Here is a 15,861-nt window from a genome sequence, read left to right as displayed (position 1 = left end):
TGGCCGGGCTGTTTCGGGCCCGATTTCAGCGCCCGTTTCGCGGTGTTTGGGCGGTGTTTCCGCGCTGACGGCGTGCCGCCCGTCAGCCGGCTGAAACACGTGCGAGCCAGTTCGCCACGCCGTCGACGGAACGGAAATCCGCGACGCTGCGCGCCGGCAGCGCCGGATACGCGCCGCTCGCCATCTCGGCCAGCGCGCGGCCGGGGCCGAGTTCGAGAAACGCGGTCGCGCCGGCCTCGACGCACGCGGCCAGGCAAGCCGCCCACTCGACCGGCTCCGCGATCTGCCGCGCGAGCTTGTCGAGCCCCGCGTCGGCATCGAGCACCGACGCGCCGTCGATCCCCGAAAACAGCCGCGTGCCCGGCAGCGGCCGGCGCACGTTCACCGCCGCCAGCGACGCACGAAACGCGGGCACCGCCGACGCGAGACGGCGCGTGTGCGACGCAATCCGCACGCAGACGGGCGCGACGCGCAGCGCACCGTCGCGCGCCGCATCGTCGGCCACCGCATCGACGTCGGCCTGGCGTCCGGCAACCACGAACGCGTCGCCGGGATTGGCGATCGCGATCGCCGCATCGCGGCCGTCACACAGTTGCGCGAGTTGCGCGCGCGTCAGCCCGCGCACGAATACCATCCGTTCATCGCCGCCGCTGGCGGCATCCATCGCGCGCGCACGCGCATCGGCCAGGTCCAGCGCGTCGTGCGGATCGATCATCCCCGCGACGCTCCACGACGCGACTTCGCCGACGCTGTAACCGGCGACGCAGCGACGGCGCGGCCATACCGCGTCGAGCAGCGCGGCCGCCGCGAGCGCCTGCACCGTGCAGAGAATCTGCGCGGCGCGGTTCTCGCGCAGCGCGTCCGGGGCGGCGGTCCGCACCCAGTTGCGCGGATCGTCGCCGAGGAGCCGGCCCGCGTGCGCGAACAACGCATCGGCCTGCGGCGCCGTGCCGGTCAGTTCGAACATGTCGGCGCGCTGCGCGCCTTGCCCCGAACACAGGATCGCCAGCGTCATCGCCCCTCCCCGTCCGCTTCGAGCGCATCGACGAACACGCTCATCGCCAGCAGGTCGGCCGCGCCGCCCGGGCTCAACCGGCGAGCGACGAACGCATGGTGCGCCGCGACCGCGTGCAACCGCCAGTCGCGGGCGCGGATGCCGCCGCGCGCGACGAACGCACGCGCGGTCGCCCGCGCGAAATCGAGGCCGGCCTGGCCGCCCCGGTGCAGCAGATTCGTATCGTCGAGCGCGGCGATCAGCGCGAAGCACGCGTCGACGCGCGCGGCGTGCGCGTCGTCCGGCATGCTGCGTTGTGCGCGGCGCAGCGCCGGCAACCCGACGCGGTAAACGGTCGTGAAACCGCCGGCCGCCTCGCGGCGTGCGCCGCCCACGCCGTAGCGGCGGCTCGCACGCTCGCCGTGGCTGTCGGGCAGTCGCGGGCCGCCGAGGATCTCGGTGCCCCAGCGCCGCGCGACCCATGCGCCGAGCGTCATCGCGCTCGCCGGGGCCGCCATGCCGGACGCCATGCGGCGGCCCGCGGCCGCGCACAGCAGCCCGAGCCCGAAGATTGCGCCGCGATGCGTATTGACGCCGCCGGTCGCGGCAAGCATCGCGTGTTCCGCACGCAGGCCGATCTTGCGCAGCACGGTCATGTCCGCGTCGCGTGCGCCGGCGTCGGCCAGTTCCGCGAAGTACGGCCGCAATACGGCCGCGCTGCGTTCGAACGTCGCGGCATCCATGTCCGCATGACTGCCGGTGTCGACGTGGCTGACGAGCCCCGGCTTCGGGTAGGTCTCGATTTCCAGCACGAGGCTGCGCTCGGCAAGCCCGGCGATGCGCTCGGCATCGGACGGCGCCGGTGCGCGGCAAGCCGCCCGGGCGTTCATTGCACGCCTCCCGTGAACGCGTCGGCCGACATCAATTCGACGGCGATCGCGGTCTTGACCGCGACTTCGGGTAGCCGCGCATGCAGCTCGCGCCAGTTCACGCCCGCGCCGTCGCCGCGCAGCAGCTCGCCGTCGATGCGCATCGGCGCGCGCGCGTCGATGTCGGCCAGCCCGTCGAGCAGCGGCGCGAGCGACGCGGCGTCCGGCAGCGGAAAAGCGATGTCGAGATCGGAGGATTCGCTCAGATAGCGCTCGCCCGTCAGCGCCTGCCACGCGAGGCTGCCGAACACGCGGCCCGGCACGCCGCAGCGTGCGCCAAGCGCGTCCAGCTCGCGCAACGGCGCGTGCCATGCATCGGGCGCGGCAGCGAGTACGTCGGCCAGCGCAGGCAGCGGGCCGACCGACGCGAGCGCGTCGGCAGCAACGTTCAGCGCGACGCGCCGCTTGCCCGCGGAAGGCGGCAGCGGCAGGCCGAGCGGCACGCGGCCGGCATCGGCTTCGTCCGGTGACGCGCGGCGCACGACGAGCGGCCAGCCGCGTGCCGACCACGCCCGTACGAGCGGATCGGCCGCGAGCGCCGGATCGCGCGCACCCGCGTCGCGCCACCCGTTCGCCGTCAGCGTGACGAGCGTGTGGCGGCGCAGCGGCGTGTCAGCGCGCGGCACGCGCAAGTGCCTCGACGCGCTTCGCGACGTCGGCCGCGACCGGCCGGCCGCGCGCCGCACGCGCATCGACGCGCGCCGCCGGCTTGCCGAGCCATTCGCCCACCTGCGCGTCGAGCGCGCGGGCCGGATCGAGCACGGCGTCCACGGCCCCCATCTTCACCAGGTTGTCGAGCCCCGGCGCGAACACCGGCGTCGAGCGCGCCATCTCCTTCAGCACGTCGATCGGCAGCTTCGTCACGCGCGACATCGACGGCAGGTCCATCACTTCCGGTTCCGCGCCCGGCACCGCGAGCAGCGTGCGCGTCGCGAGCGCGGTCGCGATGAACGCGCCCGCGGCCGTATGACCGTACAGCAGGCCGATCGTCCGGTGCCCGGCGAGCTCCGCGTGCATCAGGCATTTCGCAAGATGCGACAGGCATTCGTTCAGCCCGAGCAGTTCGTCGCGCTTGCTCATCCGCTGGCTGTCGCTGTCGACCAGCACGAGAATCGGCGTGTCGCCGCCGCGCTCGAGCGTGTCGAGCACGTGCGACGCGAGCGTCACGGCTTCGTCGATGCCGAACGGCAAACGGTCGGCCACACCGATCACGTCGACGCGCGTGCCGGCCAGTTCCGCATGGCCCGTGAGCAGACCGCCGGTTCGCGCGATCGAATGGCCTTCAGGGAACAGCGAGGTCAGGACTTCATCGAGCGTCATGCTTCGGCTCCTGTAACTGGTCGGCGAGTTTCGCGAATGCGTCGTCGGGCATGCCGGGGATCGCTTCCGCGTTGTCCGCGCCGAGCGCCCGCCACACGTCGAGCGCATCCCTGCATGCGCCGAACCGTTCGATCCGCGCTTCGAGACGCGCCTGCTCCGCGCGCAGCATCGCCGCATCGAACGCCGGCGCACGGCCGAGCAGTTCGAGCGCGGCCGCGCGAAACGCGTCGGGCGTGTCCGCGACGTAGCGATCCGCGCCGCCGATCAGCCGGCGGTGCTTGCCGCCCATCGTGCGCCAGATCAGCGCGCGGTCCTTCGCATCGAATTCCTCGACGCCGCGGTTGGTCTCGATCACTTCGGGCCCCGACACGCTGATGCGCCCCTGCTCGGACACCGCGAGCGCCGAACAGCACGCGGCGAGCAGACCGCCGCCGCCGTAGCAGCCCGCCCGCCCGCCGATCAGCCCGATCACCGGCACGCCAGCCGCGCGCGCGTCGACGAGCGCGCGCATGATCTCGGCGATCGCCAGCTCGCCCGCGTTCGCTTCCTGCAGCCGCACGCCGCCCGTATCGAACAGGATCAGCACGGGCGTGCCGAGTTCGCGCGCCGCGCGCAGCAGCCCCGTGAGCTTCGCGCCATGCACTTCGCCGAACGCGCCGCCCATGAAGCGGCCTTCCTGCGCGGCGACGAACACCGGCTGGCCGTCGAGCCGGCCGTGGCCGACCACCATCCCGTCGTCGAACTGCTGCGGCAGGCCGAACAGCGGCAGGTGCGGGCTCGTCACGCGTTCGCCCGGCCCGAGAAATTCGGTGAAGCTGCCCGCATCGAGCAGCCCGTCGACGCGCTGGCGCGCCGACGCTTCGTACCAGCTCGCGCCGTTCGCGACGAACGCCGGTGCATCGTGAATCACGTCGGTCATCATGCGTCCCCCTCGATCGCGCGCACGGCCTGCGCGAGCCGCAGCGACACCATGTCGGGCCGCGCGCCGCCGTCGTTGATCGACAGCTTCAGGCCGCCCGGCGTGCGCCGTTCGACGAAGTCCGACACGACGGCCTGCCAGACCGCGCCGAAACCGACCGCCGCGGTGCGGATGTCGATCTCGCATTCGTTGCCCGGCAGCACGCGCTCGACGAGCACTTCGAGATTGCCGGACGCGACCACGCCGACGAGCGCCGTGGCCCGTTCGCCCTTCGCGCGTTCGCGCGCGGTGAAGCGGTAGTTCAACTGTTCCATGCCCTCTTCCTCACCAGTTGCGGAACCGGGCCGGCGGTGCATAAAGACCGCCCGACCAGTGCACGAGATCCTTGATCGAACGCGCGGCAAGCCAGCGGCGGTCGGCATCGAGCGGATCGATGCCGAGATCCTCCGGGCGGCGGATCACGCCGCGCTCGCGCAGGCGCTCGACCATCTTCCTGTCGCGGCCGCGGCCGATTTCCGTATAGCCGGCCACGCCGCGGATCGCATGCTCGCGCTCGTCCTTGTCGCGGCACATCAGCAGGTTCGCGATCCCTTCCTCGGTGACGATGTGCGTGACGTCGTCGCCGTAGACCATGATCGGCGCGAGATCGAGCTGCAGCTTGTCGGCGAGCTTCAGCGCGTCGAGCTTCTCGACGAACATCGGCACGTTCTTGTCGCCGAACGTCTCGCCGATCTGCACGACCAGCTTGCGGCCGCGCCTGAGCGCCGCCGGCGTGTCGGGGTCGGCTTCCGCGCCGGCCTTCAGCCACGGCTCGCTCGGATGGCGCCGGCCGCGCGCGTCGCTGCCCATGTTCGGCGCGCCGCCGAAGCCGGCGATCCGCTCGGCCGTGACCGTCGACGAATGACCGGACAGGTCGATCTGCAGCGTCGAGCCGATGAACATGTCGCATGCATAGAGGCCCGCGGTCTGGCAGAACGCGCGGTTCGAGCGCAGCGACCCGTCGGGGCCGGTGAACCACACGTCGGAGCGTGCGCGGATGTAGTCGTCCATCCCGACTTCGGAGCCGAAGCAGTGAATCTGCTCGACCCAGCCCGATTCGATCGCGGGAATCAGCGTCGGGTGCGGGTTGAGCGCCCAGTGCGTGCAGACCTTGCCCTTCAGCCCGAGCTTCGCGCCGTAGGTCGGCAGCAGCAGCTCGATCGCGGCCGTGTTGAAGCCGATCCCGTGGTTCAGGCGCTTGATGCCGTACGGCTCGTAGATGCCCTTGATCGCGAGCATCGCGGTCAGGATCTGCGTCTCGGTGATCGCGGCCGGGTCGCGCGTGAACAGCGGCTCGACGTAGAACGGCCGGCCGGCCTCGACGACGAAGTGCACGCGGTCGCCGGGAATGTCGACGCGCGGCACCTTGTCGACGATGCGGTCGACCTGCGCGATCACGATGCCGTCCTTGAACGCGGTGGCCTCGACGACGGTCGGCGTGTCTTCCGTGTTCGGGCCGGTGTACAGGTTGCCGTCGGCGTCGGCGCTGACCGCGGCGATCAGCGCGACCTGCGGCGTGAGGTCGATGAAGTAGCGCGCGAACAGCTCGAGATAGGTGTGCACCGCGCCGAGCGCGATCTTGCCGCCGAACAGCAGCTTCGCGATCCGCTGCGACTGCGGGCCGGAATACGCGAAATCGAGCCGCTTCGCGATCCCGCGCTCGAACACGTCGAGATGCTCGGGCAGCACGACGCCCGACTGCACCATGTGCAAATCGTGCACCTTCGCGCTGTCGACGTCGGCGAGCGCCGTCGCGAGCAGATCGGCCTGCTTCTGGTTGTCGCCTTCGAGGCAAACGCGGTCGCCGGGCCGCAGCACCGCTTCGAGCAACGCGACGGTGTCGCGCGCATCGACCCGCTTGCCCCGCGCGTACGCCGCGCCGGCCGCGAGGCGTGCATCGCGCGCCTGCCGCGCGTGATTCCATCCCGTCATGAACAGTTCTCCCGCTTCGATGGTTCAGCGGCATTCTAAGCCTGGCGCCGCCGCCGATTGATGATGTTGACGAATGCGACTCAGAGGACGCCGCGATGGATGCGGCCCGCTATGGCGCGGGCCTGCCGGCTGCACGCGCGGGCCGCCCGGACCGGATGACCGGACGCGCCCGGCTACGCGCCGACCAGCGCGCGCGTCGTGAAGAACAGCACCGACGGCCCGAGCAGGCAGCCGACGCCGGTATGGAACGTCGCGACCAGCGCGCCGTACGGCACGAGCCGGCGATCGGTCGCGGCCAGCCCGGCGCTCACGCCGCTCACGGTGCCGGCCAGGCCGCCGAAGATCATCGCGGAGCGCGGCGTCTTCAGGCCCATGAAGTTGGCCGCAACCGGCGTGCCCACCATCACGATGATCGCCTTGACGAGCCCCGTCGCGATGCTGAGCGCGATCACGTCGGAACTCGCGCCGATCGCCGCGCCCGTCACGGGCCCGACGATGTAGGTGACGGCGCCCGCGCCGATGGTCGTCATGCTGACGGCATCGGTATAGCCGAATGCGCGCGCGATGCACGCGCCGACGATGAACGGCAGCACCGTGCCGAGCAGCAGCGACACGACGCCGACGAGGCCGGCCTTGCGCGCCTCGGTCGGCTGCACTTCGAACGCGGTCGCGACGATCGCGAAATCGCGCAGCATCGCGCCGCCCATCAGGCCGACACCCGCGAACAGCGGCACGTCGGCCAGCCCCTTCTCGCCGCCGGTGAACGCGCCGCCGACGTACGCGAGCGCAAGACCGATCACGATCGCGATCGCGGAGCCGTGCACGCGGCCGAACGTGAGCTTGCGCGACACGATCGACGACAGCCACATGATCAGGCCGACCAGCGCGAACGACGCGACGAGCCCGTTGTGGGCGACGGTTTTTTCGAGCATCTGCAACATGGCGGCCTCCTTCACTGTTCGTCGAGTTGCGGCACGCCCGCGAAGGCCGTGTCGTCGCGCCCCATGCGCACGAGTACCGCGATGCAGCATGCGCAGATCGCAACCGCGCCGATGGCGGCGAGCAGCGCGACCGGGCCGCCCTTGAGCGCGGCGACGACGTTCTGGTTCGCGGCCATCGCGACGACGACCGGGATGTACATCGCGCCCCAGAAACCGACACCGGCCTCGGTCTCCTTCGGCAGCCAGCCGCGCCGGTGCAGCCACAAACGCAGGCAGATCAGCAGCAGCATTGCGATGCCGACGCCGCCGACATTGGTCTTCACGCCGATCGCGGTGCCCAGCAGGTCGCCGAGGAACAGTCCGGCCAGATGGCAGAACGCCAGCAGCGCGGTTCCGTAGATGATCATGAGTCGTCTCCAGTCTCTTCGTGACGGGCGCCTGACACCTGCGGGAGCCAGGGCCCGCACGCCGATCCCGCGCGCGGATTGCCTGTCTCCTGCGGCGGTGCGCCGCGGCCCGGCGGCTCGTCGTGCGAGCGCGTTCTCGGGCGGTCGATGGGATGATGCGGTTTCGGGCCGGACGCCGGATGCCTTAGACTGACCGGGGCAGCCGGCGGCGCGACACGCGCTACGCGTCCGCTGCGCCCCGTTTGCACGAGCCGCACCGGGGCGTATCCGATACTAGCCCCGCAAAATCCGGCCATTTATGAAGTTGTCGAAACCGATTCAGTGGATTTAGCAATGCGTCCATTACCGCCCGAGCTGCTGCGCAGCTTCGTCGCCGTCGCCCAGTCCGGCAGTTTCACCGCCGCGTCCGAGCGCGTGAGCCTGTCGCAGTCGACCGTCAGCCAGCACATCCGCCGTCTCGAGGAGCTGCTCGACCGGCCGCTGTTCGAGCGCGACACGCGCAACGTGCACCTGTCGCAGCACGGCGACGCGCTGTTCCGCTACGCGGTGCGCATCCTCGAACTGATGGACGAGGCCGTCACGTCGGTGTGCGGGCCGCCGCTGTCGGGCAAGGTGCGGCTCGCGATGTCGGAGGATTTCGCGTCCGCGCACCTGACGGCCGCGCTCGCGAGCTTCGTGCAGCGCAATCCGGAAGTCGAGCTGGCGATCTCGACGGGGTTGTCGGGCGACCTGTTCGACGCGCTCGACGAAGGCCGCCACGATCTCGTGTTCGCGAAGCGCGTCGCGGGCAGCCGGCGCGGCCGCGTGATCCGCAGCGAACCGCTTTACTGGTGCACCGGCCCCGATTCGCGCATTACCGGCCACGAGACCGTGCTGCCGCTCGCGATGCATCCTGAGCCGAGCGTGTCGCGCCGCCGCGTGCTGGAATCGCTCGAGGCGGTCGGCCGGCCTTACCGGATCGCCGTCGTGAGCAGCAGCATCGCCGTGCTGCGCGCGGCCGCGAGCGCGGGGCTCGGCGTCAGCGCGTTCGCCGGCTACGTGATTCCGGCCGGGCTCGCGCGGCTCGACGCGGGACTGCCCGAACTCGGCGAACTCGAATACGTGATCGACCGGCCGGCGGCCGCGTCGCGCTCGACGCTCGCGCTCGAAGCGACGCTGATCGCCGCGGCGGCCGAGCTGTAGCCGCCCCCGTCGCGCGCGTCACCGTAGCGACCACGGCGCGCGACGCCGCGGCGTCGCGCGCAACTGACCGTCTTGCCCGGAACGCGTCAGCCTCTGCGCAGTGCCCGCTCGCCAGAATGGGGCCCATCGGAATGCATGGCAGCGTGCCGTGCATCCGGTGTCCCGTCCCCAGATCGGAGCACACCATGAACGTCATGCGATTCGCCGTCGCGACCGCCGCGGCCGCGCTGTTGTCCCCCGCCTTTGCACAAACCGGCGCGCCGGCCCCCGAGCAGGGCCTCACGCGCGCGGAAGTCATCGCCCAGTTGAAGCAGGCCTATCTCGACGGCGAACTGCCGACGAACGACAGCAACTATCCGCCGAACGCCGCGACGCGCGCGCGCAATCGCGAACTGGTACAGGCCGCGCGGCCCGCATGGCTTGCGCAGACACCGCAGGCGCCGCAAACGAGCGTTCAGCAATAGCCGCCCGCGCGGCGCGGCGACAGGCTCAGGGCAGGAAGCTGCGACGCCGCGCGTCGATCAGCTCGACGAGCAGCCGGTCGCGCTCGGCGGCGAGTTCCTGCATCGAGCGCTCGCCCTGGATCGCGCGCAGCCCGTCGTTCAGCTTGCGATCGACGTCCGGATCGAACGACGGCGTGCCGAGATCGTCCCACCACGTCGTGATCGGCCCCGACAGATGTTCGAGGAAGTGCGCGATCCCGCCCGCGCCGCCGCCGAGGTGATAGGTCAGGCACTGCCCCATCAGCCCCCAGCGCAAGCCCGGGCCCCACGCGACCGCCTTGTCCGCATCGGCGACGCTCACCACGCCTTCGCCGACGAGGTGATACACCTCGCGGAACAGCGCGGCCGCGAGCCGGTTCGCGACGTGGCCCGTCATTTCCTTGTTGAGCACGATCGTCTGCTTGCCGAGCGCGTCGTAGAACGCCTTCACGCGCGCGATCACGCCGGCATCGGTCGCGTCGCCGCCGACCAGCTCGACGAGCGGAATCAGGTGCGGCGGATTGAACGGATGCGCGATCAGGCAGCGCTCCGGGTGCTTGTCGCACGCGGTCTGGATCTCGGACATCTTCAGGCCCGACGAACTCGAGGCGATCGGGACGTGCGCCGGCAGCACGTCGTCCATCCGACGATACAGCGCGCGCTTCAGGTCGAGCCGTTCCGGGCCGTTTTCCTGCACGAAATCGACGCCGTCGAGCGCGCGAGAGAGATCGGCGTCGAACGACAGCCGTGCGGAAAGTTCGGCGGCCCGTTCGCCGAGAAACGCGGCGAGCGCGTCGCGCAGCCGTGCGTCGGCCTGCGGCGCGGGATCGGTCGCGACGACGTCAAAGCCCTTCGACAGATAGAAAGCCGCCCAGCTCGCGCCGATCACGCCGGCCCCGACGATCGCGATGCGTTGAATGTCCATGTCCTTCCCGTCTCCGTGGTCTGTGGATAGCGCGACGATTGTCGCATCGATTCGCATCGTCACGCGTTGATGCAGATTGCAATTTCCCTCTTGAAAACCGCTGCGACGGCCTCTAATTACCGGTTACCCGGCAGTGCCCGTCACGTGCGCTGCCCCCGTTTCGACTCGGCGGAAAGCCGCGCATCGCACGCGCCATCGGCGTCGCGTCGTCGCGTCTTTCGCGTTTCATGTTCCGGAGGAATTTCATGAGCGGCATTCATAACGGTCACGATCTGTTCGACGAATTCGCCCGCGTGCAGCGGCACATGGCGAACCTGTTCGGCGAGCTGCCGACCGGCATCCGCGCGGTGCGTCCCGGCGCGTTCCCCGCGCTGAACGTCGGCACCATCGACGACGCGATCGAGATCGTCGCATTCGCGCCCGGCATGGGCGCGGCCGACTTCGACGTATCGATCGACAAGGACCTGCTGACGATCAGCGGCGAGCGCAAGCCCGCGCCGCACGACGCCGGCGACGATGTGCGCACCTATGCGCAGGAACGCTTTCACGGCACGTTCCGCCGCGTGGTCGAGCTGCCGCAGCATGCCGATGCCGACAACGTCAGCGCCCGCTACGAAAACGGCTGCCTGCTGATTCGCGTCGGCCGGCGCGAGGCATCGAAGCCGCGTGCGATCGCCGTCCAGTAACATTCAGGAGAACGACATGAATACGAGCCAGACCCTGACCGAACGCCAGACCGGTGCCGCGCATGCTGCCGCCACCGCCGACGCCGCGCGCCGGCCCGCGATCACGCCGTCCGTCGACATCGTCGAGGACAAGCAGCGCGTCACGCTGCGCGCCGACCTGCCCGGCGTGCCGCGCGAGAACCTCGACGTGAAAGTGCACGACAACACGCTGACGATCGAAGCCGACACGCGCGTCGATACGCCGGCCGAGTTGCGTGTGCGGCATGCCGAAGTGCGCGCGACGCGCTATGCGCGCACCTTCGTGCTGAGTCCCGATCTCGACACGTCGAGAATCGACGCGAACCTGCGCGACGGCGTGCTCACGCTGACGATTCCGCGTCGCGAGGAAACGCGCCCGCGCCGCATCGACGTGACGGCCGGCAACGCGTAAGCGCCGGCGCACGTCGGCGCGCGACGCGCATGTAAAAGCCCCGCCAGGCGCGCTGCCTGACGGGGCTTTTTGCAACGTGCGTGCAACGCGCGGCGCAAGCGCACCGCCGCGATCAATCGAAGTCGAACAGGTCGAACATCGATTTCTTGCGGCGCTGGCCGTCGTGCCGATAACGATCGTCGTGCGAACGGCCGTCGCGGCCCCAGCCATCGCCGCGCGTGCGCGGCGGCTGCGCATCGTGCCGCATCGGCGCCGCGTCGCGGCGCGCCGGCGCATCGCCGGTTTCACGCGCAATCAGCTTGTCGAGTTCGCCGCGATCGAGCCACACGCCGCGGCACGTCGGACAGTAGTCGATCTCGATCGACTGGCGCTCGGCCATCAGCAGGTCGGGCGTCTTGCAGACCGGACATTTCATCGCGCTTCTCCTTGGGTTGCGAATGACGCGTCGCGGGAAAACCGGCCGAAGCCGGCCTCCCGCACGCTGGCTCAGTGACCTTCGACTCGCGCCGCGCGCTTCGCCTTCGCGCGCCGCGCCAGCATGTTCATGCCCTCGACGAATGCCGAGAACGCCATCGCCGCGTAGATATAGCCCTTCGGCACGTGCGAGCCGAAACTTTCCGCGATCAGCGTCATGCCGATCACGACGAGGAACGACAGCGCGAGCATCACGACGGTCGGGTTGCGGTCGATGAAGCGTGCGAGCGGCTGGGCGGCGAACAGCATCACGGTCACGGCGACGATCACCGCGACGAACATGATCGGGATGTGCTCGGTCATGCCGATCGCGGTCACGATGCTGTCGATCGAGAACACGATATCGAGCATCACGATCTGGCCGATCGCCGCCCACATCGTCAGGCCGGCCGCGCCGCCGGACGCGCCGTCCGCGTCGCCATCGCGCGACACGTGGTGATGGATCTCGGTCGTCGCCTTCCACACGAGGAACAGGCCGCCCGACAGCAGGATCAGGTCGCGCCACGAGAATGCGTGATCGAACAGCGTGAATACGGGCGTGGTCAGGCTCGCGATCCATGCGACGCTGCCGAGCAGCGCGAGGCGCATCACGAGCGCGAGCGCGATGCCGATGCGCTGCGTGCGGGCGCGCTGCGCTTCGGGCAGCTTGTTGCTGAGGATCGAGATGAAGATCAGGTTGTCGATGCCGAGCACGACTTCCATCACGACGAGCGTCAGGAGCGCCGCCCAGACGGCGGGATCGGCGGCAAGCGTCAGCAGATAGTCCATGGAAAGGGCCGATACGAAAGTGGAAAGCCCGATGATAGACAACCCACGACTTCGAGAAAATCAGAGAAAATATGATCTTTGGTTCGGTTTTTACGAAATAACGATCCGATGCTGAATTTTCGACATCTGTACTATTTCTGGGTCGTCGTGAAGGAAGGCGGCTTCGCGCGCGCCGCCGAGCGGCTCGACATGGCCGTGCAGACGATCAGCGCGCAGGTGCGCGAGCTCGAGAAGTCGCTCGGCCACCAGTTGCTGCGCCCGGCCGGGCGCGGCGTCGCGATGACCGACGCCGGGCAGGCCGCGTATGCGCGCGCGGAAGTCATCTTCGAGATGGGGCGGCTGATTCCCGACGAAGTGCGCGCGGCGGCAAGCCAGCCGACCGTGCGGCTCGCGGTCGGTCTCGCGGACGGGATCTCGAAGCTGGCGGCCCATGCGATCCTCGCGCCGGTGCTCGACACGCCCACGCTGCGGCTGCTGTGCCACGAAGGCGAACACGATGCGCTGCTCGCGGAGCTGGCGCTGCACCATCTCGATCTCGTGCTGGCCGGCCAGGGCGCGCCGTCGGGGTCTAACCTGCGCGTGACGAGCGAGCGGCTCGTCGCGTCGCCGGTCGACTGGTACGGGCCCGCGGCGCTCGTCACGCCGGCCGCGCGACAGCACTTTCCGCAGTGCCTCGCCGAATTGCCGGTGCTGCTGCCCACCGCCCATTCGGCGCTGCGCGCGCGTCTGGACCTGTGGCTGGAGCGCGAACGGATCGTTCCGCGCGTGGCCGGGGAATTCGAGGACAGCGCGCTGATGGCCGTGTTCGCCGCGCGCGGCCTCGGCGTATTTCCGCTCAGCGAACTCGGCGCGAACGATGCATCGCTGCTGCGCGGGCTGCGCCGGCTCGGCCGCGCGGGCGACGTGACCGAGGAAATCCACGCGATCCGCTCGCGGCGCGGCGAACACCATCCGCTGGCATCGCAACTGCTCGCCGCCGCGCGGCCCGCGCCGGCCGGCTGAAGCGAGCGCGACATCAAACGAAACTATAATGACGCCCCGGCCATACGAGATTGCCCGCGGAAGTTGCCCGCGCGCCGCGCAGGCACCACCGTTGCGCGGCTTGCGCGCACTGCGCCCGCAGCCGCCGCGCGGCATCTCGCCGAGCCTTTTGAAAGACGCCATGCACAACCGATTTCGCCTGTTTTCCGTTTCGTGCGCGCTCGCGGCCGCGACCGTGCTGGCGGCGTGCTCGTCGCCGCCCAAGCCGATCTACCAGCAGGAACAGTTCGACGCGACCAGCAGCCCGTATGCGCACACGTTCCATTCAAAGTCCGACGCGGCCTGCGAGGCCGCGCGGCGCGCGCTGCTGAGCCAGGGCTATGTCGTGTCGTCGTCGCGCAACGATGCGGTCGACGGCAGCAAGAATTTCCAGCCCAGCAACGACATGCACGTCGTGATCGAGTTTCACGTCGTGTGCGCGGACGCGAACGCGGACGGCTCGTCGAGCATCGCGTACGTGAACGCGGTGCAGGATCGCTACACGCTGAAAAAGTCGAATACGTCGGCGAGCGTCGGGCTCAGCGTGTTCGGCTCGCTGTCGCTGCCGATCGGGTCGAGCGACGATGCGCTCGTGAAGACCGCGAGCGAGACGATTCCGGCCGGCGTGTTCTATGAGCGCTTCTTCAATCTCGTCGAGCACTTCCTGAAGGTCGATCCGGCCCGCCGCGATCGCGCGGCCGTGAAGGCGGCCGAGAAGGAGCCGGTCGCGCCGCTGCCCGAGCCCGCGCCGACGCCGCAGGGCGAGCCGCTGAAAATGACGACGCCGGTCGTGCCGACGCCGCCCGCCGCGCCGGTGCCGCTTTCGGTGCCGAGCATCGCGCCGGCGACGGGGACATCCGTGGTGCCGGCCGTGCCCGGCGCTGCGTCGGCCGTGGTCGCGCCGGGGGCAATGCGGGCGGTTGTGCCGGGGGCGGCTTCGGTTCCTGCCGCGGCTTCGGCACCCGCTTCGGCTTTGGCGCCTGCTTCGGCTTCGGCTTCGGCACCTGCTTCGGCCTCGGCGCCCGCTTCGACTTCGGCGCCCGCCGCAGCGTCCGTACCCGCTTCGTCGCCACCCGCTACCCCGGCCCCCGCTTCCAGCCCGGTATCGACGCCTGCCGCCGCAGCGCCGGCATCGGCCGCATCTGCGCCGGTGCCGGCGTCCGCGACATCCGCCCCCGCGCCGTCGAACACCACGCCTGCCGCTGCCGATCCGGCCGCATCGTCGGCACCGACCGGCGCAAGCGCACCGGCTGCCAACTAACACGCGTCCCGCCTCCCTGCGCCGTGCCTCTCGAGGCGCGGCGCGATCCCTTTTCTCCGCCCCCTCCAACGACATGCCCGGCCGCACACCGGCGGCCCGCCACACATCTTCGATACGAAGCGGCTGACGATCAAAGGCCGACGCGCCACGACAGCCCCGCGCGCCCGACGTGCAAGACTTGCCGAAATCTCCAGCCGCCCTGCCTTCCCGCTTTACCTCAACGTCGCATTCAGCGTGTGCAGATACTCGACCGTCGCCGTCACGCCGCCGCAGACGATCACCGCGATATTCGACGCCGACTCGAGCACCGGCACCGACGCCTCGAGCGCGGCCAGCGCGGCGCCGCATGCGGGTTCGACGACGATCCGGTGCTCGTCCAGCAACCGCAGCGACGCGGCCACAGCTTGCGCATCCGACACGACGACCGGATGAATCGCATGCCGTGCCGCCCATTCGACCGCCGCGTCGCATGGACGCTTCGCACCAAGCGACGTCGCAATGCTCGTGATCGCCGGCAATTCGACCGGATGCCCCTGCGCAACCGAACGCGCATAGCAGTCGGCACCTTCCGTCTCGACCGCGACGACCGGCACGTCGGGCCAGCCGTTGCGCGCGAGCCCTTCGAGCACGCCGCACAGCAGCCCGCCGCCGCCGACCGCCAGCACGACCGCGTCGGGCTTCGGGCCGCTCGCCGCCATCTCGTCGATCATCGTCGCGTGCCCCTGCCACAGCACGGGGTCGTCGAACGGATGCACGAACGCGTCGTGCGGGCCGACGGCCGACAGCGCGAACGCGTTCGCCTCGGCCCAGCTCGCGCCGTGCACGACGACCTCCGCCCCCTCGACGCGAATCAGCTCGCGCGCGCGGGCCGACGCGCTTTCCGGCACGACGACGAGCACCGGCACGCCGAGTTCGCGGCCGCAGTACGCGACCGCGATGCCCGCATTGCCGCCCGACGACGACACGAACCGCCGCGCGCCGGCCGCATGCCGCGCTTCGCAGACGGCGCCGATCCCGCGCAACTTGAACGAACCGGACGGCTGCAGCGCGTCCAGCTTGAGCAGGACGTTCGTGCCAAGCCGGCGCGAGGCGATTTGCGAACGGATATACGGCGTCTGGATATGAAGCGGCATGGTGCGGGACAGGGTGAGG

The 15,861-nt window shown here is 70.2% G+C and carries 19 protein-coding genes; 6 read left to right on the top strand and 13 right to left on the bottom strand.

Annotation, left to right across the window (positions count from 1 at the left end):
- Positions 1–82: 82 nt before the first annotated feature.
- The 9 genes from mdcH to madL all read right to left on the bottom strand — a co-directional run bounded on the left by mdcH (position 83) and on the right by madL (position 7,481).
- On the bottom strand, positions 83–1,015 hold the full coding sequence (gene mdcH, locus DCN14_RS20880) for a malonate decarboxylase subunit epsilon (RefSeq protein ID WP_096502794.1): 933 nt from the start codon (positions 1,013–1,015) through the stop codon (positions 83–85).
- Positions 1,012–1,884, bottom strand: a complete 873-nt coding sequence (gene mdcB / locus DCN14_RS20875) for a triphosphoribosyl-dephospho-CoA synthase MdcB (protein WP_096502796.1) — start codon at positions 1,882–1,884, stop codon at positions 1,012–1,014. The genes mdcH and mdcB overlap by 4 nt, the downstream gene beginning before the upstream one ends.
- Positions 1,881–2,549 (bottom strand): malonate decarboxylase holo-[acyl-carrier-protein] synthase, encoded by a 669-nt coding sequence (gene mdcG / locus DCN14_RS20870; protein ID WP_096502974.1) that lies wholly within the window; start codon positions 2,547–2,549, stop codon positions 1,881–1,883. The genes mdcB and mdcG overlap by 4 nt, the downstream gene beginning before the upstream one ends.
- Positions 2,536–3,243 carry a biotin-independent malonate decarboxylase subunit gamma gene (mdcE, locus tag DCN14_RS20865; RefSeq protein ID WP_096502798.1) on the bottom strand — a complete coding sequence of 236 codons (708 nt, stop codon included), beginning with the start codon at positions 3,241–3,243 and terminating at the stop codon, positions 2,536–2,538. Before mdcE ends, mdcG begins: the two co-directional genes overlap by 14 nt.
- The gene (locus DCN14_RS20860) at positions 3,230–4,165 is read right to left on the bottom strand and encodes a biotin-independent malonate decarboxylase subunit beta (RefSeq protein WP_096502800.1); all 936 of its coding nucleotides are present in this window, start codon (positions 4,163–4,165) and stop codon (positions 3,230–3,232) included. Before DCN14_RS20860 ends, mdcE begins: the two co-directional genes overlap by 14 nt.
- On the bottom strand, positions 4,162–4,476 hold the full coding sequence (mdcC, locus tag DCN14_RS20855; protein WP_096502802.1) for a malonate decarboxylase acyl carrier protein: 315 nt from the start codon (positions 4,474–4,476) through the stop codon (positions 4,162–4,164). Before mdcC ends, DCN14_RS20860 begins: the two co-directional genes overlap by 4 nt.
- 10 nt (positions 4,477–4,486) lie before the next feature.
- Entirely contained in the window at positions 4,487–6,133 is a 1,647-nt protein-coding gene (gene mdcA / locus DCN14_RS20850) for a malonate decarboxylase subunit alpha (protein ID WP_096502804.1), read from the bottom strand.
- A gap of 173 nt (positions 6,134–6,306) precedes the next feature.
- Entirely contained in the window at positions 6,307–7,074 is a 768-nt protein-coding gene (gene madM, locus DCN14_RS20845; protein WP_096502806.1) for a malonate transporter subunit MadM, read from the bottom strand.
- 11 nt (positions 7,075–7,085) lie between these two features.
- Entirely contained in the window at positions 7,086–7,481 is a 396-nt protein-coding gene (madL, locus tag DCN14_RS20840; protein ID WP_096502808.1) for a malonate transporter subunit MadL, read from the bottom strand.
- A gap of 333 nt (positions 7,482–7,814) precedes the next feature.
- On the opposite strand from madL, the gene DCN14_RS20835 reads away from it, so the two are divergent.
- Positions 7,815–8,663 carry a LysR substrate-binding domain-containing protein gene (locus DCN14_RS20835; RefSeq protein ID WP_096502810.1) on the top strand — a complete coding sequence of 283 codons (849 nt, stop codon included), beginning with the start codon at positions 7,815–7,817 and terminating at the stop codon, positions 8,661–8,663.
- A 185-nt stretch (positions 8,664–8,848) separates the two neighbouring features.
- Positions 8,849–9,127 carry a DUF4148 domain-containing protein gene (locus DCN14_RS20830; protein WP_096502812.1) on the top strand — a complete coding sequence of 93 codons (279 nt, stop codon included), beginning with the start codon at positions 8,849–8,851 and terminating at the stop codon, positions 9,125–9,127.
- Positions 9,128–9,152: 25 nt separating this feature from the next.
- On the opposite strand, the gene DCN14_RS20825 is transcribed toward DCN14_RS20830, so the two are convergent.
- Entirely contained in the window at positions 9,153–10,070 is a 918-nt protein-coding gene (locus DCN14_RS20825) for a 3-hydroxyacyl-CoA dehydrogenase NAD-binding domain-containing protein (protein WP_096502814.1), read from the bottom strand.
- A gap of 245 nt (positions 10,071–10,315) precedes the next feature.
- Here DCN14_RS20825 and DCN14_RS20820 point away from each other — a divergent pair, with 245 nt between their 5' ends.
- Both DCN14_RS20820 and DCN14_RS20815 read left to right on the top strand, forming a co-directional pair.
- Positions 10,316–10,756, top strand: coding sequence for an Hsp20/alpha crystallin family protein (locus DCN14_RS20820; protein ID WP_096502816.1), 441 nt, complete (start codon positions 10,316–10,318; stop codon positions 10,754–10,756).
- A 16-nt stretch (positions 10,757–10,772) separates the two neighbouring features.
- The gene (locus tag DCN14_RS20815) at positions 10,773–11,186 is read left to right on the top strand and encodes an Hsp20/alpha crystallin family protein (protein WP_096502818.1); all 414 of its coding nucleotides are present in this window, start codon (positions 10,773–10,775) and stop codon (positions 11,184–11,186) included.
- A 112-nt stretch (positions 11,187–11,298) separates the two neighbouring features.
- Here the strand turns inward: DCN14_RS20815 and DCN14_RS20810 are convergent, their stop codons facing one another.
- Both DCN14_RS20810 and DCN14_RS20805 read right to left on the bottom strand, forming a co-directional pair.
- Complete coding sequence (locus DCN14_RS20810; protein ID WP_096502820.1) at positions 11,299–11,601, bottom strand: zf-TFIIB domain-containing protein; 303 nt, start codon at positions 11,599–11,601, stop codon at positions 11,299–11,301.
- A gap of 71 nt (positions 11,602–11,672) precedes the next feature.
- Positions 11,673–12,428, bottom strand: coding sequence for a TerC family protein (locus DCN14_RS20805; protein WP_096502822.1), 756 nt, complete (start codon positions 12,426–12,428; stop codon positions 11,673–11,675).
- Positions 12,429–12,536: 108 nt separating this feature from the next.
- Between DCN14_RS20805 and DCN14_RS20800 the strand changes: the two genes are divergently transcribed.
- Together DCN14_RS20800 and DCN14_RS20795 are read left to right on the top strand one after the other, a co-directional pair.
- Positions 12,537–13,430, top strand: coding sequence for a LysR family transcriptional regulator (locus DCN14_RS20800; RefSeq protein WP_096502824.1), 894 nt, complete (start codon positions 12,537–12,539; stop codon positions 13,428–13,430).
- Between the two features lie 160 nt (positions 13,431–13,590).
- Positions 13,591–14,709 (top strand): DUF2242 domain-containing protein, encoded by a 1,119-nt coding sequence (locus DCN14_RS20795; RefSeq protein WP_096502976.1) that lies wholly within the window; start codon positions 13,591–13,593, stop codon positions 14,707–14,709.
- Positions 14,710–14,921: 212 nt separating this feature from the next.
- Here the strand turns inward: DCN14_RS20795 and DCN14_RS20790 are convergent, their stop codons facing one another.
- Entirely contained in the window at positions 14,922–15,842 is a 921-nt protein-coding gene (locus tag DCN14_RS20790; RefSeq protein ID WP_096502826.1) for a pyridoxal-phosphate dependent enzyme, read from the bottom strand.
- Positions 15,843–15,861: the final 19 nt, after the last annotated feature.

The sequence above is a fragment of the Burkholderia sp. IDO3 genome (assembly GCF_003366075.1).
GTDB lineage: Bacteria > Pseudomonadota > Gammaproteobacteria > Burkholderiales > Burkholderiaceae > Burkholderia > Burkholderia anthina.
Note: the sequence above shows the minus strand (reverse complement) of the source record. Positions and strands in the feature narration are given on the sequence as shown.